At 69.7% G+C, this 26085-nt stretch carries 25 protein-coding genes and 1 tRNA gene; 12 read left to right on the top strand and 14 right to left on the bottom strand.

The window, feature by feature from the left end:
* Nucleotides 1-19: 19 nt before the first annotated feature.
* From Q8R27_RS11615 to Q8R27_RS11595, 5 genes are all read right to left on the bottom strand, one after another.
* The gene (locus Q8R27_RS11615) at nucleotides 20-712 is read right to left on the bottom strand and encodes an MIP/aquaporin family protein (protein ID WP_305699174.1); all 693 of its coding nucleotides are present in this window, start codon (nucleotides 710-712) and stop codon (nucleotides 20-22) included.
* Nucleotides 709-1230 carry an arsenate reductase ArsC gene (locus Q8R27_RS11610; RefSeq protein WP_305699173.1) on the bottom strand — a complete coding sequence of 174 codons (522 nt, stop codon included), beginning with the start codon at nucleotides 1228-1230 and terminating at the stop codon, nucleotides 709-711. Before Q8R27_RS11610 ends, Q8R27_RS11615 begins: the two co-directional genes overlap by 4 nt.
* Before the next feature lie 15 nt (nucleotides 1231-1245).
* Entirely contained in the window at nucleotides 1246-1710 is a 465-nt protein-coding gene (locus Q8R27_RS11605; protein ID WP_305699172.1) for an ArsI/CadI family heavy metal resistance metalloenzyme, read from the bottom strand.
* A complete protein-coding gene (locus Q8R27_RS11600) occupies nucleotides 1707-2069 on the bottom strand; it encodes a helix-turn-helix transcriptional regulator (protein WP_305699171.1) in 363 nt (120 codons plus the stop codon). Before Q8R27_RS11600 ends, Q8R27_RS11605 begins: the two co-directional genes overlap by 4 nt.
* A 407-nt stretch (nucleotides 2070-2476) precedes the next feature.
* Entirely contained in the window at nucleotides 2477-2827 is a 351-nt protein-coding gene (locus Q8R27_RS11595; protein ID WP_305699170.1) for an iron chaperone, read from the bottom strand.
* A gap of 578 nt (nucleotides 2828-3405) precedes the next feature.
* Between Q8R27_RS11595 and Q8R27_RS11590 the strand changes: the two genes are divergently transcribed.
* Nucleotides 3406-4482: a MerR family transcriptional regulator gene (locus Q8R27_RS11590; RefSeq protein ID WP_305699169.1), complete on the top strand. Its 1077-nt coding sequence runs from the start codon at nucleotides 3406-3408 to the stop codon at nucleotides 4480-4482.
* Nucleotides 4483-4563: 81 nt separating this feature from the next.
* On the opposite strand, the gene Q8R27_RS11585 is transcribed toward Q8R27_RS11590, so the two are convergent.
* The 6 genes from Q8R27_RS11585 to hemC all read right to left on the bottom strand — a co-directional run bounded on the left by Q8R27_RS11585 (nucleotide 4564) and on the right by hemC (nucleotide 9650).
* Nucleotides 4564-5064 carry a MaoC family dehydratase gene (locus tag Q8R27_RS11585; RefSeq protein ID WP_305699168.1) on the bottom strand — a complete coding sequence of 167 codons (501 nt, stop codon included), beginning with the start codon at nucleotides 5062-5064 and terminating at the stop codon, nucleotides 4564-4566.
* 275 nt (nucleotides 5065-5339) lie between these two features.
* Nucleotides 5340-5415, bottom strand: a tRNA-Thr gene (locus tag Q8R27_RS11580).
* Nucleotides 5416-5560: 145 nt separating this feature from the next.
* Nucleotides 5561-7099 carry a heme biosynthesis protein HemY gene (locus Q8R27_RS11575; protein WP_305699167.1) on the bottom strand — a complete coding sequence of 513 codons (1539 nt, stop codon included), beginning with the start codon at nucleotides 7097-7099 and terminating at the stop codon, nucleotides 5561-5563.
* Nucleotides 7096-7953 carry a COG4223 family protein gene (locus tag Q8R27_RS11570; RefSeq protein ID WP_305699166.1) on the bottom strand — a complete coding sequence of 286 codons (858 nt, stop codon included), beginning with the start codon at nucleotides 7951-7953 and terminating at the stop codon, nucleotides 7096-7098. Before Q8R27_RS11570 ends, Q8R27_RS11575 begins: the two co-directional genes overlap by 4 nt.
* The gene (locus Q8R27_RS11565; protein WP_305699165.1) at nucleotides 7950-8657 is read right to left on the bottom strand and encodes a uroporphyrinogen-III synthase; all 708 of its coding nucleotides are present in this window, start codon (nucleotides 8655-8657) and stop codon (nucleotides 7950-7952) included. Before Q8R27_RS11565 ends, Q8R27_RS11570 begins: the two co-directional genes overlap by 4 nt.
* A gap of 33 nt (nucleotides 8658-8690) precedes the next feature.
* Nucleotides 8691-9650 (bottom strand): hydroxymethylbilane synthase, encoded by a 960-nt coding sequence (hemC, locus tag Q8R27_RS11560; RefSeq protein WP_305699164.1) that lies wholly within the window; start codon nucleotides 9648-9650, stop codon nucleotides 8691-8693.
* Between the two features lie 69 nt (nucleotides 9651-9719).
* On the opposite strand from hemC, the gene tsaD reads away from it, so the two are divergent.
* From tsaD to Q8R27_RS11535, 5 genes are all read left to right on the top strand, one after another.
* On the top strand, nucleotides 9720-10814 hold the full coding sequence (gene tsaD, locus Q8R27_RS11555) for a tRNA (adenosine(37)-N6)-threonylcarbamoyltransferase complex transferase subunit TsaD (RefSeq protein WP_305699163.1): 1095 nt from the start codon (nucleotides 9720-9722) through the stop codon (nucleotides 10812-10814).
* A complete protein-coding gene (locus Q8R27_RS11550; RefSeq protein WP_305699162.1) occupies nucleotides 10811-11800 on the top strand; it encodes an NAD(P)H-dependent glycerol-3-phosphate dehydrogenase in 990 nt (329 codons plus the stop codon). The genes tsaD and Q8R27_RS11550 overlap by 4 nt, the downstream gene beginning before the upstream one ends.
* Before the next feature lie 58 nt (nucleotides 11801-11858).
* The gene (locus Q8R27_RS11545) at nucleotides 11859-12227 is read left to right on the top strand and encodes a Rieske 2Fe-2S domain-containing protein (protein ID WP_305699161.1); all 369 of its coding nucleotides are present in this window, start codon (nucleotides 11859-11861) and stop codon (nucleotides 12225-12227) included.
* 86 nt (nucleotides 12228-12313) lie between these two features.
* Complete coding sequence (locus tag Q8R27_RS11540) at nucleotides 12314-13027, top strand: class I SAM-dependent methyltransferase (protein WP_305699160.1); 714 nt, start codon at nucleotides 12314-12316, stop codon at nucleotides 13025-13027.
* 149 nt (nucleotides 13028-13176) lie between these two features.
* Nucleotides 13177-14385 carry a cell wall hydrolase gene (locus Q8R27_RS11535; RefSeq protein ID WP_305699159.1) on the top strand — a complete coding sequence of 403 codons (1209 nt, stop codon included), beginning with the start codon at nucleotides 13177-13179 and terminating at the stop codon, nucleotides 14383-14385.
* Here Q8R27_RS11535 and Q8R27_RS11530 read toward each other — a convergent pair.
* On the bottom strand, nucleotides 14382-15137 hold the full coding sequence (locus tag Q8R27_RS11530) for a creatininase family protein (RefSeq protein WP_305699158.1): 756 nt from the start codon (nucleotides 15135-15137) through the stop codon (nucleotides 14382-14384). The genes Q8R27_RS11535 and Q8R27_RS11530 overlap by 4 nt on opposite strands.
* 92 nt (nucleotides 15138-15229) lie before the next feature.
* Between Q8R27_RS11530 and Q8R27_RS11525 the strand changes: the two genes are divergently transcribed.
* A complete protein-coding gene (locus Q8R27_RS11525; RefSeq protein ID WP_305699157.1) occupies nucleotides 15230-15865 on the top strand; it encodes a peroxiredoxin in 636 nt (211 codons plus the stop codon).
* A gap of 6 nt (nucleotides 15866-15871) precedes the next feature.
* On the opposite strand, the gene Q8R27_RS11520 is transcribed toward Q8R27_RS11525, so the two are convergent.
* Nucleotides 15872-16432: a DUF2939 domain-containing protein gene (locus Q8R27_RS11520; RefSeq protein ID WP_305699156.1), complete on the bottom strand. Its 561-nt coding sequence runs from the start codon at nucleotides 16430-16432 to the stop codon at nucleotides 15872-15874.
* 120 nt (nucleotides 16433-16552) lie between these two features.
* Between Q8R27_RS11520 and Q8R27_RS11515 the strand changes: the two genes are divergently transcribed.
* The 5 genes from Q8R27_RS11515 to Q8R27_RS11495 all read left to right on the top strand — a co-directional run bounded on the left by Q8R27_RS11515 (nucleotide 16553) and on the right by Q8R27_RS11495 (nucleotide 25099).
* Nucleotides 16553-17941 (top strand): hypothetical protein, encoded by a 1389-nt coding sequence (locus Q8R27_RS11515; RefSeq protein ID WP_305699155.1) that lies wholly within the window; start codon nucleotides 16553-16555, stop codon nucleotides 17939-17941.
* A 46-nt stretch (nucleotides 17942-17987) separates the two neighbouring features.
* Nucleotides 17988-19187: a class I SAM-dependent methyltransferase gene (locus Q8R27_RS11510; RefSeq protein WP_305699154.1), complete on the top strand. Its 1200-nt coding sequence runs from the start codon at nucleotides 17988-17990 to the stop codon at nucleotides 19185-19187.
* A gap of 85 nt (nucleotides 19188-19272) precedes the next feature.
* On the top strand, nucleotides 19273-21210 hold the full coding sequence (acs, locus tag Q8R27_RS11505; protein WP_305699153.1) for an acetate--CoA ligase: 1938 nt from the start codon (nucleotides 19273-19275) through the stop codon (nucleotides 21208-21210).
* A 9-nt stretch (nucleotides 21211-21219) separates the two neighbouring features.
* A complete protein-coding gene (locus Q8R27_RS11500; protein WP_305699152.1) occupies nucleotides 21220-22203 on the top strand; it encodes a small ribosomal subunit Rsm22 family protein in 984 nt (327 codons plus the stop codon).
* 73 nt (nucleotides 22204-22276) lie between these two features.
* Nucleotides 22277-25099, top strand: a complete 2823-nt coding sequence (locus Q8R27_RS11495; protein WP_305699151.1) for a pitrilysin family protein — start codon at nucleotides 22277-22279, stop codon at nucleotides 25097-25099.
* An 80-nt stretch (nucleotides 25100-25179) separates the two neighbouring features.
* Here the strand turns inward: Q8R27_RS11495 and Q8R27_RS11490 are convergent.
* Nucleotides 25180-26085 (bottom strand): Hsp70 family protein (locus tag Q8R27_RS11490; RefSeq protein WP_305699150.1); only part of this gene is annotated, 906 nt, incomplete at its 5' end.

Below are 26085 nucleotides of genomic sequence, written 5' to 3'. Positions count from 1 at the left end.
CGTGGAGCCGCAACCGGACCTAAGAGACCGCACCGGCATCTCCGGGCGGCTCTTGCCCCAAGAGCCACCCGAAGAACCCCACGCCGACCCCCGCGCCGATCAACTGCCCCAGGATGAAGCCGGGGACGGACACGGGCGCGATCCCCGCGAAGGTGTCGGACAGCGACCGCGCCACGGTCACCGCCGGGTTGGCGAAGGCGGTCGAGGCGGTGAACCAGTAGGCGGCGGTGATGTACAGGCCCACGGCGGCGGGCGTGAACTGCGGCCGAAAGCGGAGGGTCGCGAGGATCGTCCCGATGAGCCCAAAGGTCGCCACCGCCTCGGCGAACACCTGGGGTGGCCCCGCGCGGAGCTTGGCGGACACCTGGAGGATCGGCTCGGCGAACATCGCGTGCGCCGCCCAGACCCCCGCCACCGCGCCCAGGAACTGCACCGCCAAATAGGCCGCGGCCGTGCCCATCGTGAGTTCGCGCCGCACGAGAAACGCCAGGGTCACCGCCGGGTTGAACTGCGCGCCGGAGATCGGGCCGAAGATCGAGATCAGCACGACGAGCCCCGCCCCGGTGGCGATGGTGTTGCCCAGCAGCGCGACGGCGTCATTCCCGGCCGACAGGCGTTGGCCCATGATCCCGGAGCCGACCACCACCGCGAGCAGCAGCGCCGTCCCCAGGCCCTCGCTGGCGAGCCTTCGCCCGAACCCGAAGCGGCTCACCGCGCGGCGGTGTCGTTGGCGGCTTCGACCACGTCCTTGCCGATCTCATCCATGCGCCGCTTGAGCGACAGCCGGTCGAGGCTCGCCAGGGGCAGCTCCGCGAAAGCGCCGATGCGGTTGCGCAGCATCCGGTAGGTGTCAGCGAACGCCAGGGCGATTTCAGCATCCGTGCCGGCCACCTCCGCCGGGTCGGGGAGCCCCCAGTGCGCGGTCATCGGCTGGCCCGGCCAGATCGGGCACACCTCGCCCGCCGCGTTGTCGCAGACGGTGATGACGAAGTGCAGCGGCGCGGCGCCTGGGACGGCGAACTCATCCCAGGACTTGGAGCGCAGCCCCGCGGTGGGGTGGCCCAGCTTGTTCAGCAGCGCCAGGGCGTGCGGGTTGACCTCCCCGCGCGGCATAGACCCCGCCGAATAGCCGGTGAACTTGTCGCCGGGCAGGGCGTTGGTGATCGCCTCCGCCAGGATCGAGCGCGCCGAATTGCCAGTGCAGAGGAAGAGGATGTTGAAGGCGCTCATCGGGTCACCCGTGGGTCAGCAGCAAGCGGGAGCGGCGGCCTTGGCCGGTGCGCCGCAGCAGGAGGAGGTCTCAGCCTTGGCGGGCTCGGCGTCCACCGCGAGGTCCTCGCCATAGGAGGTGGCGTCGCCGAACGTGAAGAACGTCTCCCAACGCAAACCGGACGGATCGTTGACCCAAGCCTTGTCCGACTTCGCATAGCAACAGGTGGTCGCCTCCTGGTCGAAGGTGATCTCCCCCGCCGCCTTGAGCCGGGTCGCCAGCTCGCCCAGCTCTTCGGGACTGTCCACCTGGATGCCGACGTGATCGACCCCGCCCGCGCGGCCCCGCTCGGAGATCGCGAAGTTCACGCGCGGGTCCTCGAGCATCCACTTCGCATAGTCATCCTTGGTGACGACGGGTGGCATGCCGAACAGAGTGGAATAGAAGCCGATAGACTTGCCGAGGTCCTCGACGGCGACGTGCAGGTGAAGGCGCTTCATGACGTGGTCTCCTTGGCGGTGGTGTTGGGCGCGCAGCAGGACGCGGCCTGAAGGACGGGCGCGCAGACCTCGGGTCGCCCCTGGCAACAGTCCTGCATCAGGAACCCGAGGAGCCCGGCGACCTCGCCATAGTCCGCCGAGTAGATGACCGACCGGCTCGCCCGCCGCGACCGGATGAGCCCCGCCCGCGTCAAGATGGCGAGCTGTGTGGACATGGTGTTGGCCGGGGTGTTGAACGCGCGAGCAATCTCCCCAGCCGGCATCCCCTCAGTCCCCGCCTGGACCAGCAGACGGAACACGGCAAGCCGACCAGGGTGCGCTAGCGCGGATAGGCTCTCGATGGCGTCATCAGTATCCATATTTCCACGTTCGTAGAAATTTGGCCCTTCGTCAACCGTCAAAGCGTTTGACCCGAAAGCGGGCCTCCGCAACGTCCGAGATGGCGACAACGGACGCGGCGCGATAGAGACGTGATGTCCGCTTACTGGCTCGGCCCGGGAGGCTGCTGTTGTCCGCCGAAAGGCCCCGCCAAGGTCTGCTTTATGGATGTGAGTGAAGTTCCGTGCCTTGCCGCCACGGCCGTCGGGCGCACGATCGGCTATTTCCCCGTCAGGGCCCGGTGGGAAACCGCATCAGCACGTCCCAGTACGCTCGGCTCGTCGACCCGATCGTCCAGGATCGATCTTGAACCGTCAGCTTGTGGAACGCCGTATCCCGAACCGTCACCTCCAGCATCGACAAGACCCACTGTGCCGGATCGAGCCGCTCAGAGATTTTGATCCCTTTTAGACGCTAAGGCGAGTTTCTCAACGAGGCCGTCAGGGATCGGTTGGTTCGGCGAGAAGGTGACGCCGGTCTTGGTGGACTTGAGCCCGGCCGCGGCTATTTCGTCGGCATACGACGCGATGGCGGATGGAGTTAGATAAAGGCCGCATTGCTTACTGAACGCTGCGTAACCCGCGACGATGGATTGTCCGATCCTGAACCCTGGCATCTTGTAGGCAATGACTTCTTCGGCGTCCGGCAGCGCACTGGCAAGCTGAGCGCGCAATCGAACCAGCAGAGGGCGGAGGTCTTCAAGAGCCTCAGCTATGTAGGCGTCGTGATCAGCGAACATCGTCAATGCATGCTTCCGCTGGCGTGACATTCAAGGCAAGCGCCCACCGTTTCAGTTTCAACCCGTTGGCTAAGTGGATCAAGTGAACAGGAGGAAGCTCCGAATTGGGTCGGAAGCGAACAGGAACGTGCGCCGGTGCGACGGCCATAGCCCGCTCGGCGAGCACGGGCTGCCGGCCTATCAGGAGAGCTCCAACCCGCGGAACATCCCACTCTATGCGCGGTACGGGTTCGAGGTCATCGGCGAGGTTCGCCCTGACGACTTCCCTCGCGTCTACCCGATGCTTCGCCCGGCGCGATGAGGGCCGCGACCTCGCCATAGTCCGCCGAGTAGATGACCGACGGGCTCTTCCGCCGCGACCGGATGAGCCCCGCCCGGATAAGCTCTCAATGGCGTCTTCAATATCCATATTTCTATAGTCCTAGAAATATGGATATTGGTCACCCGCTGGAATGGTTGCCCGATTGCGGAACTTCGCAACGTGCGGGCGGGCGGATTGTGGCTTTCCGCATCCCCTCTTGACCTGGACCGTGGGGCCGGCCGGATAAGCGTGACGGTCAGCAGAATCGAGGTGAGTCGTGAACGCTTCCGTCAATTTTCTAAGCCCATCCGAAGCCGCTCTGCGTCTTGGAATTTCGGTGAAGGCGCTTCGGCTCTATGAGGAGCGCGGTCTCGTATCCCCAGGTCGCACGGCCGCAGGCTGGAGAGCCTACGGACCCGACGACTTGGCGCGCACCGCTGAGATCGTCGCGCTCAGGGCGTTGGGGTTCAGCCTAGCCCAGGTGGAGGGTGTGCTCAGCGGCGTCGCCGACCGCCTGGAACCGGCGCTCGCCGCCCACCAGTCAAGACTTGAAGGCGACCTCGGCCAGCTCGGGCTCAAGTTGGACAAAGTCCGAGGACTGAGGCGAGAGCTGGCGCGGGGCGAGGTTCCCTCAGCGAAGGATTTGGCTGGCCTGATCCAGGCGGCTGTCGAGCCGATGGCGACGTTCGACTTGCCGTGGCCGTGGGGCGGCGAGCGGTTCGCCGTACGTGACGTTCGCCCCATCAACTACATCGTCGGTCCGCTCGGGAGCGGGAAGACGAGGCTCGCGAAGATGCTTGCAGAGCACTTGCCGGATACGGTCTTTCTCGGACTAGAGCGGATCGAGCGTCAGGCGGCCATAGCCAGATCGGCCGTGGAAGCCAACGCCGGCTTGCGGGAACGCGCCGAGGCGGCGTTGGCCTGGCTTCTGGAAGACGGCGCTCGCGAGTCAGACGCCCTGTTCGCATTGGTCGTCGGCCTGGAACAGGACGCCTCGAAGATCCTGGTGATCGACATAATCGAACAAGGCCTCGATGAGGTCACCCAGCAGGCCGTCATGGCCCACCTGCGCAAACGCGGCCCCGGCGATCGCCCCGTGTTCATAATCACCCGCTCGTCTGCAATCCTCGACCTTTCAGCAACGACGCCGCACGAGATCGCCATCTTCTGCCCTGCCAATCACAGCCCCCCACAGACAGTGCGTCTGCAGCCGGGCTCGCCTGGCTACGAGGCTTTGGCCAGTTGTCTTGGTCCGCCGGAGATTCGCGCAAGGACAGAAGGAATGATCGCCTGGATTCCCCAAAGAGGGTCGGGCGAGGGCAACCCTGAAGCTGACCCCGCCGACGTCCGCTAGGGGTGGAAGACGGACATTTACCTTCGGCCGCCGACCGGACATTCTGCCGCGACCCGGCGGCCGAACGCGCGGGCCGGAGGGCTAGCTGGCCCCAACGAGGCCCGCGTGCTCCGCCATCGACCCGTCCCCATCCGGGAAGACCAGCAGCGTCCAGTCGGCGACAAGCGCGGGCTTCTCGCTGCCCTCGACCTCCACGATGCAGTGCGTACGGCACAGCATGCCGTCGCGGCGAGGCTCAGCCCCGATGATATCGGCGGTCAGCCGTATCCGATCGCCGCCGTGCACCACGGACAGGAAGCGGACGTTGTCATACCCGTAGTTCAGGTCGTTGCCGTGGTCGGTGATCCTCATGATCTCGTTCATCATCTTGGGGACGAGCGAGAGGGTCAGCAGGCCGTAGACGATGGTCCCACCGAAAGCCTTCTTGGCGCGGGGCACGTCAACGTGGATCCACCAGAGATCCCCCACAGTCTCCCCGTAGGTCTGCACCATTTCCTGGGTGACGGTCATCCAATCCGACGGGCCGAGCTTGTGGCCCGCCATGGCGGCGAATTCCTTGGTCGACACGTTCAGGTGCGCCATCGTCGTTTCCTCCTGTCCTGCGCGACGGTCGCGCAGGACAACCTTGGTTCGGACCGCTGGCTTGTGCAATCGGCGTGCGCGCGCAGGGGTCTGCCTCAGGAGGCTCGGCCTGCGGCCATCTCTGCGACGACAACCGGCCGCGCGGGCGCCCTGGGTCGATTTCGGACAATGGCGCCGGCGCGAAAAGCGGACGCCACGAAAGTCCGCTTAAGTCGAAAGCTGACCCGCAGCGAACGCAGACCAGCGGATCTTCAGCGCCGAACTTCCGGGAGGAGTGGTGCCGCTTACAGGACTCGAACCTGTGACCCCCTCATTACGAATGAGGTGCTCTACCAGCTGAGCTAAAGCGGCGTCCGGTCCGCGTTTCGCAGACCCTGGTGTCTATGCATCCCTGATAGCGCCCATGACCTAACCACTGGTGAACCGTGGCGAAGTTTGGGGCCCTGGTCGGGGCGTCCGCACGGCGAGCCTGAGGGGCTGGTGCGCGAAGGCGCGCCTACTTAGCGGCTCTTGGCCCGCTCGCCAAGCGTCGCCGCGCAACCGATCTGCGAGGCGGCGGCGCGGGCGGCGGCGGCAGGGCGGGTTCCTGCGCCGCGGCTTCGTCCTCATAGGCCTCGGCCGCCGTCGGATAGAGCACCGGCGGCTGGTCTCCGAAACCTGCGGCCGGCGGCGGCTCGACATAGGCCATCGGCAGGTCCGGCAGATCGCCCATGCTGCGCTCGCGCCGCTCGTGGCGCGGGTGGATCAGGGCGCCGGTTTCGGCGAAGGCGGCGACCAGCCTCGCCCAGTCGGACGGCTGGTAGGCGAAGGCGCGGCCCTCCGGATCGAGATCGGACCAGTCCGGCTCCTGCGGCGCCTGCGCGGCGCGGGCCATCCACATTCGCGCCTCGTCGGGCTGCGCATCGGCGAAGGCGGTGCGGGCGAACAGGCCGGCGGTGCGCGCGGTCAGCGGCTCAGCCTGCAGCGCCTGGGCGCCCAGCCGCGCGGCGGCCGCGTCGCCGATCACCAGCGCCCGTTCGATCGCCAGGATGCGGCTTTCGCGCGGTTCAGGGTTCACCCGCACCAGCGCAGCCAGGCGGTCGGCGCGCCGGGCCGGCGTCTCGTCGGTGTGCAGGTCACGGTAGGCGAGCCACAGGGCGGGGTGCGGCGAGGCCTTCCACGCGCCCTCCAGCGCTTGGGCGGCGCGGCCGAACTTGCCGTCGCCGGCCAGCAGGCGCGCGGCCATCACCACGCCGGGCGCGAACCCCGGCTGGCGTTTGGCGGCTTCCAGAGCGAACTCCAGCGCCCGGGCGCGGGCGGCCGGGTCCGGACTGGCCTCCAGCCCCGCGGCGGAGGCCGCGAGCAGCGCCGCGCGGGCGCGGTCGGCGACGATCGGCGGGACGATCTTGCGGTCGAGGGCGGCGCGCACCAGCGCCAGCGCGCCATCCCAATCGGCCGCCTCCAGCCTGGCCTCGAACAGGGCCCTCCACGGCCAGCGGGCGGTGCGGGCGAGCGCGAAGGCCTGCTCGGCGTGCTCCAGCGCCTGGGTCCGGTCGCCCGCCTGCAGGGCGAGTTGCATCAGCCCGCGACGCCCGGCCAGGCGCATCTCGGGAAAGTCCAGCATCGCCTGATAGGCGGACTGAGCCTCGGCCGGATCGCCAGCCGCTTCGGCGGCGTGGGCGGCCAGGATGCGGGCCAGGCCCGGAGTCTCGTCGGCCAGTTCGGCGGCCTTGCGCGCCAGCCTGCGGGCCTCCGACCCGTCGCCGGCGGCGGCGGCCAGGAAGCCGCGGGTCAGCGCCTCTGCCGCCTGACGGCGGCGCAGGTCGTCGCGGGCGCGGGCCGCGCGGCGCGGCGTCTCCAGGATCCACAGCAGCAGCCGCCAGGCGATCATCGCCGCGAGAGACGCGGCGCCGACGAACAGGCAGGCCGCGGCCGCGGTGGTGTCCAGCCGCCAGCCTTGCCACACGACGCTGGCCCGGCCTGGATCGCCGGCCAGCGCCAGCACGGTCAGAGCCACGGCGGCGACCGCCAGGAACACCAGGATGATGCGGATCACGACGCCGGCCTCTGCAGGCTGGTCAGATCCTGCAGCGCGCGGCTGCGGACGGAGGCCACGCGCCGGTCGATCTCGGCCCTGCGCTCGGCCCGCAGCCGCCAGGGGGCGATCGCCTCGCGCGCGCCGGGCGGCAGGCTGTCGAGCGTCTTCAGCGCCAGGTCGATCTCGCCGTCCTCGACCAGCCGCTCGGCGCGGGCCAGCACGGCGTCGACGCCGGAGCCGGGAACCTCGCCAACCCGGCGCACCGAGACCACACGGGTGAGCGCATAGAGGGCGCGGTCCAGCAGGCCCGCGCCGTCGCCTGGCGCGCGGCCGGCGACGGCGGCGCGCGCCGCATAGTCCGGGAAACCGGAGGCCAGGGCCGCGCGGCTGGGCGCGCCCTGTTCGGCGAGGCGACGCAGGGACTGCAGTTCGGCCGACGGCGGGGACACCGCCTCCAGCGCCGCCAGTTCCCCGGCGAACGGGCGAGAGCCTTGCGACGCCTCGACCAGGGCGGCGGCGGCCAGAGCCCCGGCCGCGGCGGATGACACCCCGGCCTCGCGGGCCTCCAGCGCGGCGATCCGCGCATCCAGGCGATCCAGGTCGGGCGATGGCGCGGCCGGGCTCGTGGCGGCCGGCGCCGCCACGATGACCGGCGGGGGGCTCACGGCTGGCGGCGTGTGCACCAGCGCCGGCGTCGTCTCGCGGTCGCTCGATCGTTGGGTCAGGAATCCCGGCAGGAAGGCGACGATGGCCGCGCCGGCGACCACGCACAGCACGCTGAAGGCGATCATCGCCCAGAAGCTGCGACCCATCAGCGCCGGCGCGGGATCATCGGCGGGATCGGGCGGCAAGGGGTCGGGCGCGACGCTCATCGGCCCCGCCCGATCAGGTTGAGCAGGGCGGCCTCGAGCGGGAACGGCGGCGATTGCTTGGCCGCCATGCGCACCCGCGCCAACGGTTTCAGGACCGCCTTAGACAGGGCGACCGCGCGCATCTTCGGGGCCGGATGGTCCTTCAGGAACCGCGCCAGCACGCGGGCGGCGGACGGCGAATGCAGCAGCGCCACGTCAAGTCCGACGAGCTCGGCGATGCGCCCGTCGGGCGGCGAGACGGGCACGGAATCGTAGAGCGCGACGGTGCGCGCCTCCACCCCCTGCCCGGCGAGGATGCCGACCAGGTCGCCGGCCAGTTCCGTCGCCCCTGGATGCAGAACCACGCCATCCAGCTCGCGCTTGCGCGCCGCCAGCCCCTCGGCGAGCGCCGCGACGTCGCCATCGGACGAGAACACCGAGCGGAAGCCGGCCACCTTGGCCGCCTGGGCCGTGGCCGCGCCGACGGCGAACACCCTCAAGCTCCGCTCCGAGCTGAGGTCGGCGAAGGCGCGTACGCCGTTGGCGCTGGTGAAGGCCAGCGCCGCGACGCCGTCCAGATCGATCCGGGCGTCCGGGATCGGGCGGAGGTTGATCAGCGGTTCGACGACGGGATCATGGCCCAGCGTGGCCACGCGCTCGGCGGTCGCCGCGGCCCCTGGTTGGGCGCGGGTGATCCAGATCCTGAGACGCGCCTCGTCAGCCATGGCGGAAAAACCCTATCCGCCACCCATTAAGGATCAATCGCTAAGGATGATCGCGTCGCCGGCTTCCTCGCGCACCGCATGGCCCAGGGCCAGCCCCAGGTCGCGCGCCGCTTCGTGTGGATCGGCCGCCGCCGACAGCTCGGCGTCGCCCTGATGGCGGAAACGCAGACGGCCGTCCGGCGACAGCGCCTCGACCACCAGCTTCAGCCGGCCGCCCTCCAGCCGGGCGTAGGCGCCGATCGGCGTGCGGCACGACCCCTCCAGCGCCGCCATCGCCCCGCGCTCGGCCGCCACCGCGACGCTGGTCGCCGGGTCGCGCAGCGCCACCAGCCAGGGCGCGTCACGGTCCGCCTCGCGGGTCTCGATGGCCAGCGCGCCCTGGCCGGGCGCCGGCGGGCATTCCAGCGGGTCGATCAGGCTGCGCGGCAGGTGGCCCAGCCCCAGCCGGTTCAGCCCCGCCATGGCCAGCAGGATCGCGTCGGCGTCCCCGGCGGCGAGCTTGGCCAGGCGGGTGTCGACATTGCCGCGCAGCATGGCGATGCGCAGGTCGGGCCGGCGATACAGGGTCTGGGCCTGTCGGCGCAGGCTGGCGGTGCCGATCACCAAACCCGCGTCCAGCTCGTCGATGCTGCCGGCCCGCGTGCTGATGAAGGCGTCGCGCACATCCTCGCGCTCGGGGATCGCGGCGATGCACAGGCCGTCGGGCACGATCGCCGGCATGTCCTTCAGCGAATGGATGGCGCAGTCGATGCGGCCTTCGAGCAGGGCCTCCTCGATCTCCTTGGTGAACAGGCCCTTGCCGCCGACCTCCAGCAGCCGGCGGTCCTGGATGCGGTCGCCGCTGGTGGTGATAATGGTCAGCGGCGCCACGCGCTCGGCGTCGGCCGGGTCCGCGCCCAGCGCCGCGGCGATCCGGCGTTGCATGATGCCGGCCTGGGCGAGCGACAGCTTGGAGCCGCGGGCGCCGATCCGGACAGGCGGTTGCGTGGGCACGGGCGGCGGTCTACCTCGGAGGCCGAACCAAGAGCGCCTGCTACAGGAGCCGGCCCCCCGCCGCAACCGATGCCCGAAGCCGTCCAAACCATCCTCGGCCTGGAAACCAGCTGCGACGAGACCGCCGCCGCCGTGGTCCGTCGCTGGCCGGCCGGGCGCGTCGAGGTGCTGTCCTCGGTGATCGCCAGCCAGATCGCCGAGCACGCGCCCTATGGCGGGGTCGTGCCGGAAATCGCCGCCCGCGCGCACGTGGAGTCCATCGACGCCATCGCCGCCCGGGCGATGACCGACGCCGGGGTCGGTTATGACGGCCTGACCGGCGTGGCGGCGACCGCGGGCCCGGGCCTCGTCGGCGGGGTGATGGTGGGCTTGGCGTTCGGCAAGGCGGTGGCGCTGGCCCGCGGCCTGCCGTTGGCCGCGGTCAACCACCTGGAGGGCCACGCCCTGTCGGCGCGGCTGGCGGCCGAGGTTCCCTATCCCTTTCTGCTGTTGCTGGTCTCCGGCGGCCACTGCCAGTTGATCGAAGTGTCCGGGCCGGGCGCGCACCGCCGCCTCGGCACGACCATCGACGACGCCGCCGGAGAGGCGTTCGACAAGATCGCCAAGTCGCTCGGCCTGCCCTATCCCGGCGGCCCGGCGCTGGAGCGGCTGGCGAAGAGCGGCGACGCCACGCGGTTTCCCCTACCCCGCGCCCTGTTGGGCCGCGCCGGCTTCGACTTCTCGTTCTCCGGCCTGAAGACCGCCGCGGCGCGCCTGGCCGAGGCGATCACCGAGGACGCCCACCGCGCCGACCTCGCCGCCGCCGTGCAGACGGCCATCGCCGGCCAGCTCGCCGAACGCACCGACCGCGCCATGGCCGCCTACGCCCGCGAGCACGAGGGCCGTGACCTGCGCCTGGTGGTGGCCGGCGGCGTCGCCGCCAACGCCTGCGTGCGCGCGAAGCTCGAGGACGCGGCCCAGACGCGCGGCTTCAGCTTCACCGCCCCGCCCCTGACATACTGCACCGACAACGCCGCGATGATCGCGCTGGCCGGCGCTGAACGCCTGGCGCTGGGCTGGAGCGATCCCCTGGACGCGCCGGCCCGCCCGCGCTGGCCGCTGGACGCCGCCGCGGCGCTGGCCAATCCGACTCACGTCGCCGGCCGCAAGGGAGCCAAGGCGTGAAGCGCGCAGGAGTCATCGGCGCGGGGGCCTGGGGCACGGCTCTGGCTCAGGTCTGCGCCCGCGCCGGCCTCGACACCACGCTCTGGGCCCGCGAGCCGGAAGTGATCGCCGCCATCGCCGAGCGTGGCGAGAATTCCGTCTTCCTGCCCGGGATCGCCCTGGAACGTTCGATCCGCGCCGTCGGCGACATGGCCGTCCTCGCCGACGTCGACCTGATCCTCGCGGTCGCCCCGGCCCAGCACTTGCGCGCGGCGCTGGCCGTGCTCGCGCCGCACGTGCGCCCCGGCCTGCCGATCGTGCTGTGCGCCAAAGGCGTCGAGCAGGGTTCGCTGAAACTGATGACCCAGGTGCTGGCCGAGACTGTGCCCCAGGCTGCCGCCGCGGTGCTGTCGGGCCCGAGCTTCGCGGGCGAGGTCGCCCGCGGCCTGCCCACGGCCGTGACCCTGGCCTGCGCCGACGAGGACCTCGGCCGCGCCCTGGCTGAAGCCATAGCTACGCCCACCTTCCGCCCCTACTTGGCCGTCGACATGATCGGCGCCGAGGCCGGCGGTGCGGTGAAGAACGTCCTGGCTATCGCCTGTGGCGTCGTCGAGGGGCGCGAGCTCGGGCGCAGCGCCCACGCGGCCCTGATCACCCGCGGCTTCTCCGAGATGACCCGATTGGCCATCGCGCTCGGCGGTCAGGCCGACACCGTCGCTGGCCTGTGCGGCCTAGGGGACCTGGTGCTGACCTGCTCCAGTCCGCAGTCGCGCAACATGAGCGTCGGCCTGGCGCTGGGCCGCGGCGAGAGCCTGCAGGCCGCGCTCGCCGGCAAGCTTTCGGTGGCCGAGGGCGTCGCCTCGGCGCCCGCGGTGCGCGAACTGGCTCGCCAGCTCGACGTCGATACGCCAATCTGCGAAGCGGTCGCAGGCATCCTGGCCGAAGAGCTGGATGTCGACGCGGCCATCCGCGGCCTGCTGTCACGGCCGCTGCGCGAGGAACGATAGCGAAGACCGCGCGACGTCAGCGCGGCCGCAGGGGAGGAAACATCATGGGATCGGTCGCATGAACACCGACGACGCCACCGACGACAATCCGGCGCGGCCGCCCGCGGGCGTGCGCCTGTGCGCGGTCGACGAGTTGAAGGACCCAGGGGCCAAGGGCTTCCACTTCCGTGAGGACCTGCGGTTGTTCAATGGCTTCGTGCTGCGACGCGGCGACACCGTCACCGGCTTCGTCGACTGGTGCCCGCACGTGGGCTGGCCGCTCGACGTCTACGAGCAATATGTCACGCGCGACGGCCGCCACCTGCTGTGCACCGGCCACGGCGCGCTGTTCAACTTCGACGGCCTGTGCATCGCCGGCCCCTGTGAAGATGACCATCTGGTGCCCTGGCCGGTGGAGGTGCGTGACGGCGAGGTGTTCACCGCCTGACGCGCTGTTCGTCACCGCGGGCCTGACCGTTCCTTAACTTGCATTCGCTATGGCGGGATCCTTGGACGAGAGAGGATCTGCAAGCCATGGCCGACGCCCTGCGCGCGCTCGCCACGATCAACGCGCGGTTCGCGCCGAACTTCGCCCGCACCATGCTGGCGTCGCGGACGGCCGCGGACGCACAGGCTTTCGCCGCACACTGCGAGGCCAAGGGGTTCGAGTTCACCACCGCCTGGGCGGACAACAACATCCCCTACGTCGCCCCGCTGCTGCGTAAGTTCGCGCAAGGGCGCGAACGCATCCGCTACCTGGAGATCGGCGCCTACGAGGGCCGCAACCTGGCGCTGATGGACTGGCTGCTGCCGGGCCAGCTCGACGTCACCGTCATCGACCCCTGGTTCGACGAAACCCTCAACCCCGAAGAGAAGTACCTCGCCGTCGAGCCGCGCTTCCATCGCAACGTGAACAAGCTGGGCTTCCCTCAGATCGACGTCCGAAAAGGCTTTTCCACATATGAACTGCCTCGGATGCTGCAGGCGGGGAACTCTTTCGAACTAATCTATGTTGATGGTTCACACACGGCCTGGGCGGTCGGCGTGGACTTGGCATATTGCGCCGCGATGCTGGCGATCGGCGGGATGGTGGTCCTGGATGACTACTGGCACGACGAGAGCGAGATCGGCGGACCCGGAGTAAAACAGGCTGTAGATCGCTTCTACGGCGTGTTCGGCCGGTATTTCGAGATCGCTGCCGTGTATAGGCAGGTTGTTCTCACGAAGACCGGCGAAATTCCACGTTAACCAGCTAACCAAACACGCAGACGGAACTTTAGACTGCTTAAGGAATTTGGTTAGCAACTCTGTATCATTCTGAGGCGCCGAGGCGGGATTAACCGTCTGTTAAAGATTTATCTGGCGCTAACCGCCTTTTGGCCTTATTGCGTCGCTGAATGCGATCGCAACCTGACACCAATCCGAAGACCGTGTTCCCGCTCACCCCGCGGGAGACGCGCATCCACGACCGGGCGATTCACCTGGTCGGCTTGGAGCTGTGCGTGGTCGGCGCCATGACCGCCAGCATCGCCTTTGCGGCTGTGCCCGAACAGACCGCGCCGCGCCATGCCGGCGACGTCTCCGGCGAAGGTTTCACCCGCCTCACCGACCGGATGGACCCGGCGATGCTGTGGCTGGCCAGCCGGTTCGAACCGCGCGCCGATTCGCTGATCGATCAGACCGGCCTGCGCGGCGCCGGCCCCACGGCCGAAGCCGTCGCTGCGAGCCAGGAGGACTCAGTGATCCGCCTGCAAGCGCTGACCCCTGACGCCGCACGCCTCTACAACGCCTCCGTGCCCGCCGCCGAACTGCCGAACGCCTCGGCCAAGCCGTTCAAGCTGAACGCCGGCGCCGTGCTCGACGAATCCCGCGCCACCGACTGCCTGACCGCGGCGGTCTACTATGAAGCCGCCAGCGAGAGCCTCGACGGCCAGCGCGCGGTCGCCCAGGTGGTGCTGAACCGCATGCGCCACCCCGCCTATCCGAAGACGGTCTGCGGCGTGGTGTTCCAGGGATCCAATCGCACCACCGGCTGCCAGTTCAGCTTCACCTGCGACGGTTCGCTCGGCCGCCAGCCCTCTGCGGGCGGTTGGTCTCGCGCCCGCCAGGTCGCGGTTGAGGCGCTGAACGGCTACGTTATGCGCAAGGTCGGCACCGCCACCCACTACCACGCCAACTACGTCGCCCCGTACTGGAGCCCGAGCCTGGTGAAGATCGGCGCGATCGGCGCTCACATCTTCTATCGCTGGACGGGCCGCAGCGGTTTGCCGCCGGCGTTCAGCGGCGGCTATGCGGGCGGCGAGATGGCCGGCCTGCAGATCGCCACCCTCGACGGCCTCGCCAAGTCCCAGGTGAAGCTCGACATGTCCGACGCGCCCGAGAGCATGGCGGCTCCGGCCGAGTCGGTGGTGTTGGCCGCCAACAGCACGACCCAGCGCAATGCTTCCGGCCAAGGCGCCGCCTCGCCGCTGGACGACGCCGAGACCCTGGCCGCCATCGACATGGGCCAGGATGCGGGCGCGATCACCAAGCCGGAAGAGCTGGACTGGGCCGGACGGCCGAAGCCCAAGGGCCCGCCGCGCGTCGCCGTCCCCGGCGGGCTCTAGGGCCGCTCCAGCGCCGCTTCGCTCGCGAAGCTCTTGAAGTCCTCGATCAGCGCGGACACGCAGGCGGCGACCAGTTCGCCGCCCTTTTCCGGCGTCGCCAGGCCGGGATCCGAACCCATCCGGCCGTCCGCATAGCGGGCGCGGAAGTCCATCGCCTCGCGGATCGGCCCGCTGGGCGCGATCTGCGGCGCATAGTTGGCGGCCTTGATCGCGTCGGGATAAGCCCACTGGGTGATGGCGATCTCCGACGGCGTCGCGTGGCTGCCGTGTCCCGAAGGGTACTGGCGGTTCACCAGGCCCATCACCCCGCGCAGTTGCCACCAGTTGACCACCCGTAGCGCGAAGCCCCGCGGGCGCCCCGCGTAGCTGGCGTCCGCGTAGATTTCCGAGAACGCCGCCTCGATGGTCGGCAGATTGCCCCCGTGCCCATTGAGGAAATACAGCTTCTCGAAGCCGTGCAGCGCCAGCGAGCGGCACCAGTCGCCGATCGCCAGCATGAAGGTCGAAGGCCGCAGCGCGATGGTGCCGGGGAAGCCCAGATGGTGCTGCGCCATGCCGATGTTGAAGGTCGGCGCCACAAGCATGTCGGCGGTCTTCTGCGCCTCGTGGGCGATGATCTCGGGGCACAGCCAGTCGGTGCCGAGCAGGCCGGTGGGTCCGTGCTGCTCATTAGAGCCGATGGGAATCACCACCGCCTTGGAGCGCCCCAGGTAGCTTTCGATCTCCGGCCAGGTGGAAAGGTGCAAAAGCATCGTGCGCGCGTCCTTCGGACGGTGAAAATCGGCCTCCGGCATATTACGTTCGCAGCGGGCCGGTAAGACCAATCGCGCGAAGGAGGCCAGACATGGCTCTGCAACTGAACGACGTCGCCCCGGACTTCACCCAGGATTCCACCGAGGGGCCGATCCACTTCTACGACTGGGCGGGAGACTCGTGGGTCGTGCTGTTCTCGCACCCCAAGGACTTCACCCCGGTCTGCACCACCGAGCTGGGCGTAGTGGCCAAGCTCAAGCCCGAATTCCAGAAGCGTAACGCCAAGGTCATCGGCTTGTCGGTGGACGCCGCCGCCAGCCACACCGGCTGGTCGAAGGACATCGAGGAGACGCAAGGCGCGAAACTGAACTTCCCGCTGATCGCCGACCACGACCGCAAGGTCGCCGACCTTTACGGCATGATCCATCCGAACGCGTCCGACACCATGACCGTGCGCTCGGTGTTCATCATCGACCCGGCCCACAAGGTGCGTCTGACGCTCACCTATCCGGCGTCGACGGGGCGCAACTTCGATGAGCTGCTGCGGGTGATCGATTCCCTGCAGCTCACCGACAAGCACAAGGTCGCCACTCCGGCCAACTGGCGTCAGGGTGAGGACGTGATCATCGTCACCTCGGTGACCAACGACCAGGCCAAGGACCTGTTTCCTGACGGCTGGACCGAGCACAAACCGTATCTCCGGACGGTCAAGCAGCCGGTGGGCTGAGGCGCTCTAGTCCGCCGCGTCTTCCACCGGCGCCACATTGGCCGGCGTGATCGATGGATCGGCGAGCTGCACGCCCAGGTCGGCGGCGTGCAGCGCCACCAGCTTCCACGCCTTCGCGCGCTTGGCGAACGTCAGCAGGCAGAGGTCGCGCACGCCGGGGTCGAGCAGGCACACCCTGCCGCTGTCCAGCTTCTTGAGGGCGCGGGCGACATCCGCTCGACTGCTGTCGCCCGACAGCGACAGCAGCGGGCCGCCCCGCGCCAGCGCCAGCGCCTGCGGCGCGATCATCCGGTCCACCGCCACGTCGCCCACATCACCCAACTGGGCGTGAAGCGCACGAACGTCGGGCGACTCCAGCAATTGGGTCTTCAGGTCAGCGCGCAACGCCTTGCGGTCGAGATGCGCCTCCAGCGCCTTGGCGTCGTCCTTCTCTGCGGCTTGCAGGAAGGCCCGCACGTCGCCGGCGGCGTCCTTCCTCACCGCGCCGCCGCAGGCCGCCAGGCTCAGAGAAAGCGCCAGGGCCAGCAACAGGCGCGGTCCGCGCAACGGGGAAGATTTGAGCGCCATGCGGATGAGTCTAGAGGCGCCCGCGCGCCGGGTTAAGCGTGTTGCGGCGCATATGGCGTTGTCGTGACCGCGTCCTTGGCCCAAGCCTCACTCAGGCACGGATTCGAGAACGATGCGGGCATGGCGGCGACTTCGGGGTTGAGCGCGGCGGAGCAGGCCGGCCGCCGGCTGGGCGTTGTCGAATGGCTGGCGCTCGCGCTCTGCATCGGCGCGTCCGCCTACCAGCTTCACACCATCTTCGCGCCGGGCTTCATGTCGTTCGACAGCCTGCTGTTCTACGAAGAAGCGATCGACGGCGTCACCCGCAGCACCTGGCCGCCGGCCTACGCTTACCTGATCCAGATCACCCGCGCGCTGGGCGGCGACTACGGCGCCCTGTTCCTCGCGCAGACTGCGATGGTGTTCGGCTTCGGCGGATATCTGACGATGCGGCTGGCGGCGGGATCGTCGGTGCGCAGGCTCTTGGCGCTGGTGCTGTTCATGGCCGCCTTCATCGCGGTTCCGCCGCTGTTGGGCACGATGATCGTGCTGTGGAACGCGGTGCCGGTGGCGGGCTTCATGCTGGCCGGCGCCGTCTTCCAGCTGGCCGGCGCGCGTGGCCAGCGCATCGGTTGGGCGCTCGCCGCGATTCTCGCCTACGCGACCTGTTTCGCTCTGCGCTACAACTCGGTGTTCCTGATCGGGCCGGAGATGCTGCTGCTGTTGGCCTTTCCGCTGGGCGCGCGCAGCACGGCGAAGCACCGGATCACTGTCGCGACCGTCGCCCTGGTCGCCTTCGCGATCGCCCTGGTCAGCTTCAGCCATCGCCTGCCGGACCTGAAGCCGCTGCCGTTCAACGCCGGGGTGCGCACGATCCAGAGCTTCGACCTGATCGGCGTGTCGGCGCTGTGCGGCGAGAGCTTCCTCACCCCCGAGATGACCGCCAAGGGTCCGGTCTCCATCGCCGCCGTCCGCCGCCACTATGATCCGCGCCACCTCAACGTCAGCCTCGCCGACCGGCCCGGCGTCGCCTCGATCGTCAAACCTGCCGACGCCGACCAGGTCGACGCCGCCTGGCGTCGCGCGGTGGCCGCCCATCCCGGCTGCTACCTGAAGCACCGCTGGGCCGTGTTCACCGAGCAGATGGGCGCGGCTCCCGGCGGCCTGTTCTATGCGACGCACGGCGGAATTGACCCCAACCGCTTCGGCTTCGTGCTCGACAATCCCGAGCAAGCGCAGCGCGCGGCGGTGGCGATCTCCCAATCCGCCAACGATCCGCTCCGTCGGCCGGTGTGGCTCTACCTGGGCGCGGTTGCGGCGGTCCTCTGGCTGGCCCTGCGCCGCGACGTGCGCGCCCTGCCGTTGGGCCTGCTCACCTTGAGCGCGCTGGCCTACGCCGGCAGCCACCTGTTCATCGCCGCCGCCGCCGACGCCCGCTACATCTTCCCGTCCAATGTACTGTGCGTCGTGGTGATCGCCGCGGCGCTGGGCGGGCGCCAGGCGCTTCTCACGCCTGCCGGGCGGCGCTAGTGCTGCGGATGACGCGGGCCGCACAGCCCTGGCGAGCGGAGCGGTGATGGCGGATTCGGACCTTCAGGACCTGGACTTCGACCACCTGGATCCCGCCTACCGCGCCTTCATCGACGAGGCGCTGGCCCAGTACGGTCTCGATCCGGCGGTGTTCTGCACCCCGGTGCCGGCGGCCGACGAGATGACCTTCAAGGCGCTGTTGCCCAACTACGAGTTCGACCGCAACATCGGCGCCTTCAAGTTCACCGAGGCGACCCTACGCCACTTCGACGCCTACGATCAGATCGTGCGCGGCGTGTTCGGCGGGTTCGAGCGGCTGAATTCGGTGCTCGACTTCGCCTCCGGCTACGGCCGCCTGACCCGCATCCTCATCCAGAAGCTGCCCCGCGATCGCATCTGGGTGTCCGACATCTATGCCGAGGCCGTGGATTGGCAGGCGCGGACCTTCGGCGTCAACGCCTTCGCCTCCGGCCCCGACCCCGCGCTTCTGGACCACGCCGGCGGCCACGACCTGGTGTTCGTGGGTTCGATGTTCTCCCACCTGCCCGCCGGCCTGTTCCACGACTGGCTGGCGAAGCTCTACGGGTTCCTGGGGCCCCGCGGCGTGCTGGCGTTCAGCGTCCACGACGAGGCGCTGCTGCCGGCTGGCGAAACCATGGACGCCACCGGCTTGCGCTACTTCCGCACCAGCGAGAGCGGCAGCCTCGACGCCGACATCTACGGCATGTCCTACGTCACCGAAGCCTTTGTCGCCGACGCGATCGCGCGCGTCGCCCCCGGCCTCGCCTGGCGGCGCTTCCCCAAGGGGCTGTACGAGAACCAGGACCTCTATGTGGTCGGAACGCCTGGCGTCGAGCTCCAGCATCTCATGCTCGCCAGCACGCCGATGGGCGGACTCGAAACCATCACCCTGTTGCCCACCGGCGAGGCCGAATTCGCCGGCTGGGCGATCGAGCGCACGCCGGGGCAGCGGATCGAACGCATCGGCGTCCTCGTCGACGGCGCCCCCGCGGCCGAGATCCTGCCTGCCGCCGAACGGCCGGATGTGCTCGCAGCCTTCCCGGGCGCCGCTAACACGCCGGTGGGCTGGCGCTTCCGGTTGTCGGCGGCCGAGGCCGCGCCTGGCGCGCGCCTGCGCCTGCAGCTTCAAAGCACGTCAGGCCTCTCCGGCCACGTGTTCGCGCAGATGCCGGCGCCGGCGGCGATGACCTATTCCGGCTGGTCGCGGCGCGCGCTGCGCGACTGAGCGTGCAGGGTGTTGCGCATCGCGCCGGGTATCGCCTAATTCGCGCATCCGGCCCGGCGAGGTCGGCAGCGGGAGGAGTGACGCGGTGAGCGATGGCGAGGTTTTTCCCGTTCCCGAGGCCTGGGCGAAGCGGGCGCTCATCGACCAGCAGGCCTATCAGGCCGCGGTCGCGCGCGTCGACGCGGATCCGCAAGGGTACTGGCGCGACTTCGCCAGCCGCCTCGACTGGATCACCCCGCCCACCGAGATCAAGGACGTCTCCTTCGATCGCGAGGACTTCCGCATCCGCTGGTACGCCGATGGCGTCCTGAACGTCTCGGTCAACTGCCTGGACCGCCACCTCGAGACCCGCGGCGATCAGACGGCGATCATCTGGGAAGGTGACGACGGCGAATACTACCCGATCAGCTACCGCGACCTGCACGCCGAGGTCTGCCGGATGGCCAATGTGCTCAAGGCCAAGAACGTGGCCAAGGGCGACCGGGTGACCATCTACCTGCCGATGATCCCGCAGGCGGCCGTCGCCATGTTGGCCTGCGCGCGGATCGGCGCCGTGCACTCGGTGGTGTTCGGCGGCTTCTCCCCCGACAGCCTGGCCGGACGCATCCAGGACTGCGACTCCCGCATCGTCATCACCGCCGACGAAGGCCTGCGCGCCGGCAAGCCCGTGCCGCTGAAGGCCAATGTCGACGAGGCGTTGAAGGAGTGCCCGGGCGTCACCGACGTCATCGTCGTGCGCCGCACCCGCGCCGACGTGCCGATGGTGGAGGGTCGCGACGCCTACTATTCGGACCTCAAGGCGACCGTCGCCGATACCTGCGATCCCGAGCCGATGAACGCCGAGGATCCGCTGTTCATCCTCTACACCTCCGGCTCGACGGGTAAGCCCAAGGGCGTGCTGCACACCACCGGCGGCTATCTCGCCTGGGCCGCCTACACCCACGAGGCGGTGTTCGACTATCGGCCGGGCGAGGTGTTCTGGTGCACCGCCGACATCGGCTGGGTCACCGGCCACACCTATGTCGTCTACGGCCCGCTGGCCAACGCGGCGACCACGGTGATGTTCGAGGGCGTGCCCACCTACCCGACCAACTCGCGGTTCTGGGAGGTGATCGACAAGCATAAGGTGGAGATCTTCTACACCGCCCCCACCGCCATCCGCGCCCTGATGCGTGACGGCGAGGAGCCGGTGAAGCGCACCTCACGCGCCTCGCTCCGGTTGCTCGGCAGCGTCGGCGAACCGATCAATCCCGAGGCTTGGCTCTGGTATCACCGGGTGGTCGGCGAGGGGCGCTGCCCGATCGTCGACACCTATTGGCAGACGGAGACCGGCGGCGCGCTGATCTCGCCGCTGCCGGGCGCGACGGCGCTGAAGCCCGGCTCCGCCACCCGCCCGCTGCCGGGGATCAAGGCTCAGCTGGTCGACGCCGACGGCAAGGTGCTGGAGGGCGCGGTCAGCGGCAACCTGTGCTTCACCGACTCCTGGCCCGGACAGATGCGCACGGTCTACGGCGACCACGAACGGTTCATCACCACCTACTTCGCCACCTATCCCGGCAAGTACTTCACTGGCGACGGCTGCCGCCGCGACGAGGACGGCGACTACTGGATCACCGGCCGGGTCGACGACGTGATCAACGTCTCCGGCCACCGCCTGGGCACCGCCGAGATCGAGAGCGCCCTGGTCGAGCACCAGGACGTGGCCGAGGCCGCCGTGGTCGGCCGCCCGCACGACGTGAAGGGCCAGGCGATCTACTGCTTCGTCACCCTGAACAGCGAGGTGAAGCCCACCGACATCCTGGAGGCCGAACTGAAGGGCTGGGTTCGCCGCGAGATCGGCCCCTTTGCGGCCCCAGACGTCATCCAGTTCGCGCCCGGCCTGCCCAAGACCCGGTCGGGCAAGATCATGCGCCGCATCCTGCGCAAGATCGCCGAGGGCGACCTGTCCAACCTCGGCGACACCTCGACGCTGGCCGACCCTGCGGTGGTCGACGACCTGGTCGCCAACCGGGCCAAGGACTGAGCCGGCGGCGTGAACGCCGAACTTCCCGCCGCCCTGAGCGAGGCCATCGCGCGCGAACTGGACGGTGTCTCCGGCCGCGCGCTGAATGAGCGCGCCACACAGGTCTCCGAACGCTACCGCCGCGGCGACACCTCGGCCAAGGCGATCGCCGATGGCGAGGACGCGCTGGCCTATGCGCTCGCCCGCGCGCCTGCGACCTACGCGGCGTGCGCAGCGGCTTTCGCGCGAGGCCAAGCGATGGCGCCCGACTTCGCGCCCCGCCGCCTGCTCGACGCCGGCGCCGGACCGGGCGGCGCGAGCTGGGCGGCGCTCGAGCGCTGGCCGAGCCTCGAGCACGTCCGGATGATCGACGCGAGCCCCCCGTTCCTGGCCCTGGCGCGCCGCCTCGCCGGGTCCGGATCGCCCGCGCTGCAAGCCGCAGAGATCACGCGGCGCGACCTCCTCGCGGCCGATCCCTTCCCCGTAGCCGACCTCGTAGTGGCGAGCTACGCCCTGGCCGAACTGGGCGTGGACGCCCAGGCGCAGGCCGTCGCCGCCCTGTGGGACGCCTGCGCGGGTTTGCTGGTGCTGGTCGAGCCGGGAACGCCACAGGGCTTTGAGCGCATCCGCGCCGCCCGCGCGAGCCTGATCGCCACCGGCGTGGCCATCGCCGCGCCCTGCCCGCACAACGACGCCTGCCCGATGGTCGAGCCGGACTGGTGCCACTTCGTCCAGCGCCTGCCGCGCAGCCGCGCCCATCGCCTGGCCAAAGGCGCCGACGCCCCGTTCGAGGATGAGAAGTTCGCCTATGTCGTCGCCGCCCGGCCGACGGTGCGCCTCGCCGCGCGCAGCCCTCGCGTCCTCGCCCGCCCCCGCCACCTGAAGCCCGGTGTCGAGCTGAAGCTCTGCACGGCTGGCGACGTCGAGCATCGCTTCGTGCCCCGCCGCGACAAGGCCGCCTACCGCGCCGTCCGCCACATCGACTGGGGCGACCCCATGCCGGGCGACGACTGAGTTCACACCTGCGATTCAACTCGCGAGCGATCTGCTCTAAGGGTGGGGCCTCCTCCTCGCATCGGAAGCCCGCATGTTCCGCAACGCCCTTCGCGCCGCCTGCCTGTCGTTGACGCTCGCCCTCGTCGTCCCGACCGTAGCTGCCGCTCAAGGCGTCCAGGTGCCGCCGATCGTCTACAAGGAACGCACGCTCGCCAACGGGCTGAAGGTGTTCACCTCCCGCGACCGTTCGACGCCCAATGTCAGCGTCCAGGTCTGGTACGGCGTCGGGTCCAAGGATGATCCGAACGGCCGCTCGGGTTTCGCCCACCTGTTCGAACACATGATGTTCAAGGCGACCAGGGACATGCCGGCCGAGAGCATCGACCGCTTCACCGAGGACGTCGGCGGCGTCAACAACGCCTCCACCTGGGACGATTTCACCAACTACTACGAGGTGGTCCCGGCCAACCATTTGCAGCGCCTGCTGTGGGTCGAGAGCCAGCGCATGGGCTCGCTGGTGGTCGACGAGGCCAACTTCAAATCCGAACGCGACGTGGTGAAGGAGGAGCTGCGCCAGCGGGTGCTGGCCGATCCCTACGGCCGGCTGTTCGCGCTGATGTTGCCCCAGGCGACCTACACCAAGCATCCCTACCGCCGGCCCGGCATCGGCTCCATCGAGGAGCTGGACGCCGCCACGCTCGACGACGTGCGCGCCTTCCACCAGGCCTACTACCGACCCGACAACGCCGCCCTGATCGTGGTCGGCAACTTCGACGAGGCGGACCTCGCCGCCTGGGTCGACAAGTACTACGCCGCCCTGAAGAAGCCCGCCGCGCCCGTCCGCCGGGTGACTGCGGTGGAGCCCGCGCGCAAAGGTCCCGGCGTCTATGACGGCTTCGGCCCCAATGTGCCGCTGCCGGCTGTGGCGATCACTTGGCTGGGCGCGCGCGCGGCCGACCCCGACGCCCCGGCGCTGAAGGTGCTGGACGCCATCCTCTCGGCCGGCAAGTCGTCCAGGCTCTATGACGCGCTGGTCTACGACAAGCAGATCGCCGCCCAGATCTACTCCAACGCAGACCTGCCGCAGCAGCCGGGCATGGTGGTGGTCGGCGCGGTGATGGCCAGCGGCCACACCCTGGCCGAGGGCGAGAGCGCCCTGCTGGCGCAGGTAGCGAAGCTGCGCGACGCAGTCCCCACACCGGAAGAGCTGGACGAGGCGAAGAACGAATTGATCGCGAGCACCCTGCGTGAACGCGAAACCCTGGAAGGCCGCGGCTTCGCGCTCGGCTATGCGCTGCAGGTCGAGGGCGACGCCGCCCGCGCCAACACCGCGCTCGCGGACCTGCAGGCGGTCACCGGCGCCGACGTTCAGCGGGTGGCGGTCAAGTATCTGGCCGACAACCGCCGCATGACCATCCGCTACCGTCCGGAGTCCGAGCGCTCGGCCAAGGCGCCGGCGACGCCCCCCGCCCGCAAGGTCGCCTCGGTCAAATACACCGGCCCGGTGGTCGCCTTGGCGCCGGAAGCCGCCCGCGAGGCGCCGCCGCCGATCGCCGACCCCATCGCTCCCACCTTGCCGACGCCCGCAGAACGCACCTTGCCGAACGGCCTGCGTGTGATCGTCGCCCGCTCCAGCGATCTGCCGCTGGTCACCGCCGACCTCACCGTCAGGACCGGCGCCTGGGCCGACCCGACCGGCCTCGCCGGCGCGGCCGGCCTCACCGCCGACATGCTCAGCGAAGGCACCAAGACCCGCAGCGCCCGCGAGATCGCCCGTGAAATCGAGGCCCTTGGGGCGACGCTGGGCGCCGGGGCCGCGTCGGATTCCACCTCCGTCACCCTGAACGTCACGCCGGACAAGCTGGCCCCGGCCATGGCGATCATGGCCGACGTCGCCCGCAACCCGGCCTTCGCGCCGGAGGAACTGGAACGCCAGCGCCAGCTCGCGCTGGACGGCCTGCAGGTCGCCTACCAGGAACCGGGATCGGTGGCCGCATTTGTCGCCGCTCCGGTGGTGTTCGGCGGCACGCCGTTCGGACACCCGGCCACGGGCGCGCCGGCCTCGATCGCCCGCATCCAGACCGACGACCTGGTCAAGCTGCACACCACCTACTTCCGGCCCGACAACGCCGTGCTGGTGCTGACCGGCGACATCACCGCCGAGGACGGCTTCGCCCTCGCCTCGCAGGTGTTCGGCGGGTGGGAAAAGCCCGCGTCGCGGCTGCCCGACCAGCCGAACGTCAAGGCCGACGCCAAGCCCCGCGCCGTGGCGGTCGACATGCCGGGCACAGGCCAGGCGGCGGTGACGGTGACCGGCCCCGCCATCGCCCGGGATGATCCGGCCTTCTATCCTGGCCTGGTCGCCAACGCGGTGCTGGGCGGCGGTTATTCCGCCCGCCTGAACCAGGAGATCCGCATCAAGCGCGGCCTCAGCTATGGCGCCGGCTCGGCCATCTCGGCCCGGCGCACCACCGGTGTGTTCACCGCCCGCGCCCAGACCAAGAACGAGTCCGCGGCCCAGGTGCTCGACCTGATCCGCGCAGAGCTGGACCGCCTGGCGACCCAGCCCGCCGGACCGGAAGAGCTGAAGGCGCGCAAATCGGTGCTGATCGGCGGGTTCGGGCGCCAGCTCGCCACCACGGGCGGCCTCGCCGACATCCTCGGCGAACTGGCGCTCTACGGCGTACCGCTGGGCGAGATCGGCGCCTACACCGGCAAGGTGGAGGCGATTGACGCCGCGCAGGTGCAGACCTTCGCCGCGCGCATCCTGGCGCCCGACAAGGCCAGCGTCATCGTCGTCGGGGACGCCAAGGCCTTCGAGGCCGAGCTGAAGACCCGCGCCGCCAATCTGGAGGTCATCCCCATCGACCAGCTCGACGTCGAAAGCCCGACCCTGCGCAAACTGGCGAAGTAGGGGCTGCTTCACCCACTCAACACCCGCTCACCCCGGCGAAAGCCGGGGCCCAAGCGGGCTCTAAGCGGATCAACCAAAAGTCAGCTTGGGTCCCGGCTTTCGCCGGGATGAGCGGCTGTGGGAGCCCGCATCGTCCAGCGGCCCAAGTCGCGCTCCAGGCCCATGAGGGCCAGGCCTGAGGCGATCGATTCAAGCTCGCCGCCCGACTCGATCCGCTCGGCGGCGAAACGGCGATGGAAGACCTGTCGCACCGCCGGAACCAGCGACGAGCCGCCGGTGAGGAACACCCGGTCGATCTGATCGGCCCCCAGGCCGGCGTCGGCCATCGCCGAATCGACGGCGCTCTCGATCAGCGCGAGCTCCGGCGCGATCCACGCCTCGAATTCCGTGCGCTCGACGTCGCGGGCGATCTCGATGCTGCCGGCCGCGAAGCTGAACGCCGCCACCTCATCGACCGACAACGCCTCCTTCAGCCGGGTGACGGCGCGGTACAGCGGATAGCCCAGGTTGTCGTCCAGCACCTCGACCAGGCGCGACAGCTTCTCTGGCTCCACTGCGTCGCGGACGAGGCCGCGGATCTCGCGCATGTCGCGTGAGGCGCGCATCAGCGCCAGCTGATCCCAGCGGGCGAACGCCGCGTAGTAGCGGTTAGGGATCGGCAGCACCTTGTCGAACGCCGTATAGCTCGACCCCTTTCCGAGCTGCGGCGAAACCAGTCGGTCGATGATCCGATAGTCGAAGGCGTCGCCCGCCACGCCCACGCCGGAGCGTCCCAGCGGCGTCGCCCGCATCGCGTTTCCCACGCGCTCGAAGCGGATGATCGAGAAGTCGCTTGTGCCGCCGCCGAAGTCGCCGACCAGCACCGTCGCGTCCTCGGTCAGGCCACGAGCGAAGAAGAACGCCGCGCCGACGGGCTCGTAGGCGTAGAGCATCTCGGTGAAGCCCTGCCGCCGGAACGCCTCCTCATAGCGTTCGAGCGCCAGCGC

It is taken from the genome of Phenylobacterium sp., assembly GCF_030697305.1.
In the GTDB taxonomy this organism is placed as follows: Bacteria; Pseudomonadota; Alphaproteobacteria; order Caulobacterales; family Caulobacteraceae; genus Phenylobacterium.
The sequence above is the reverse complement of the archived record's forward strand: the minus strand, read 5'-3'. Positions and strand labels throughout refer to the sequence as shown.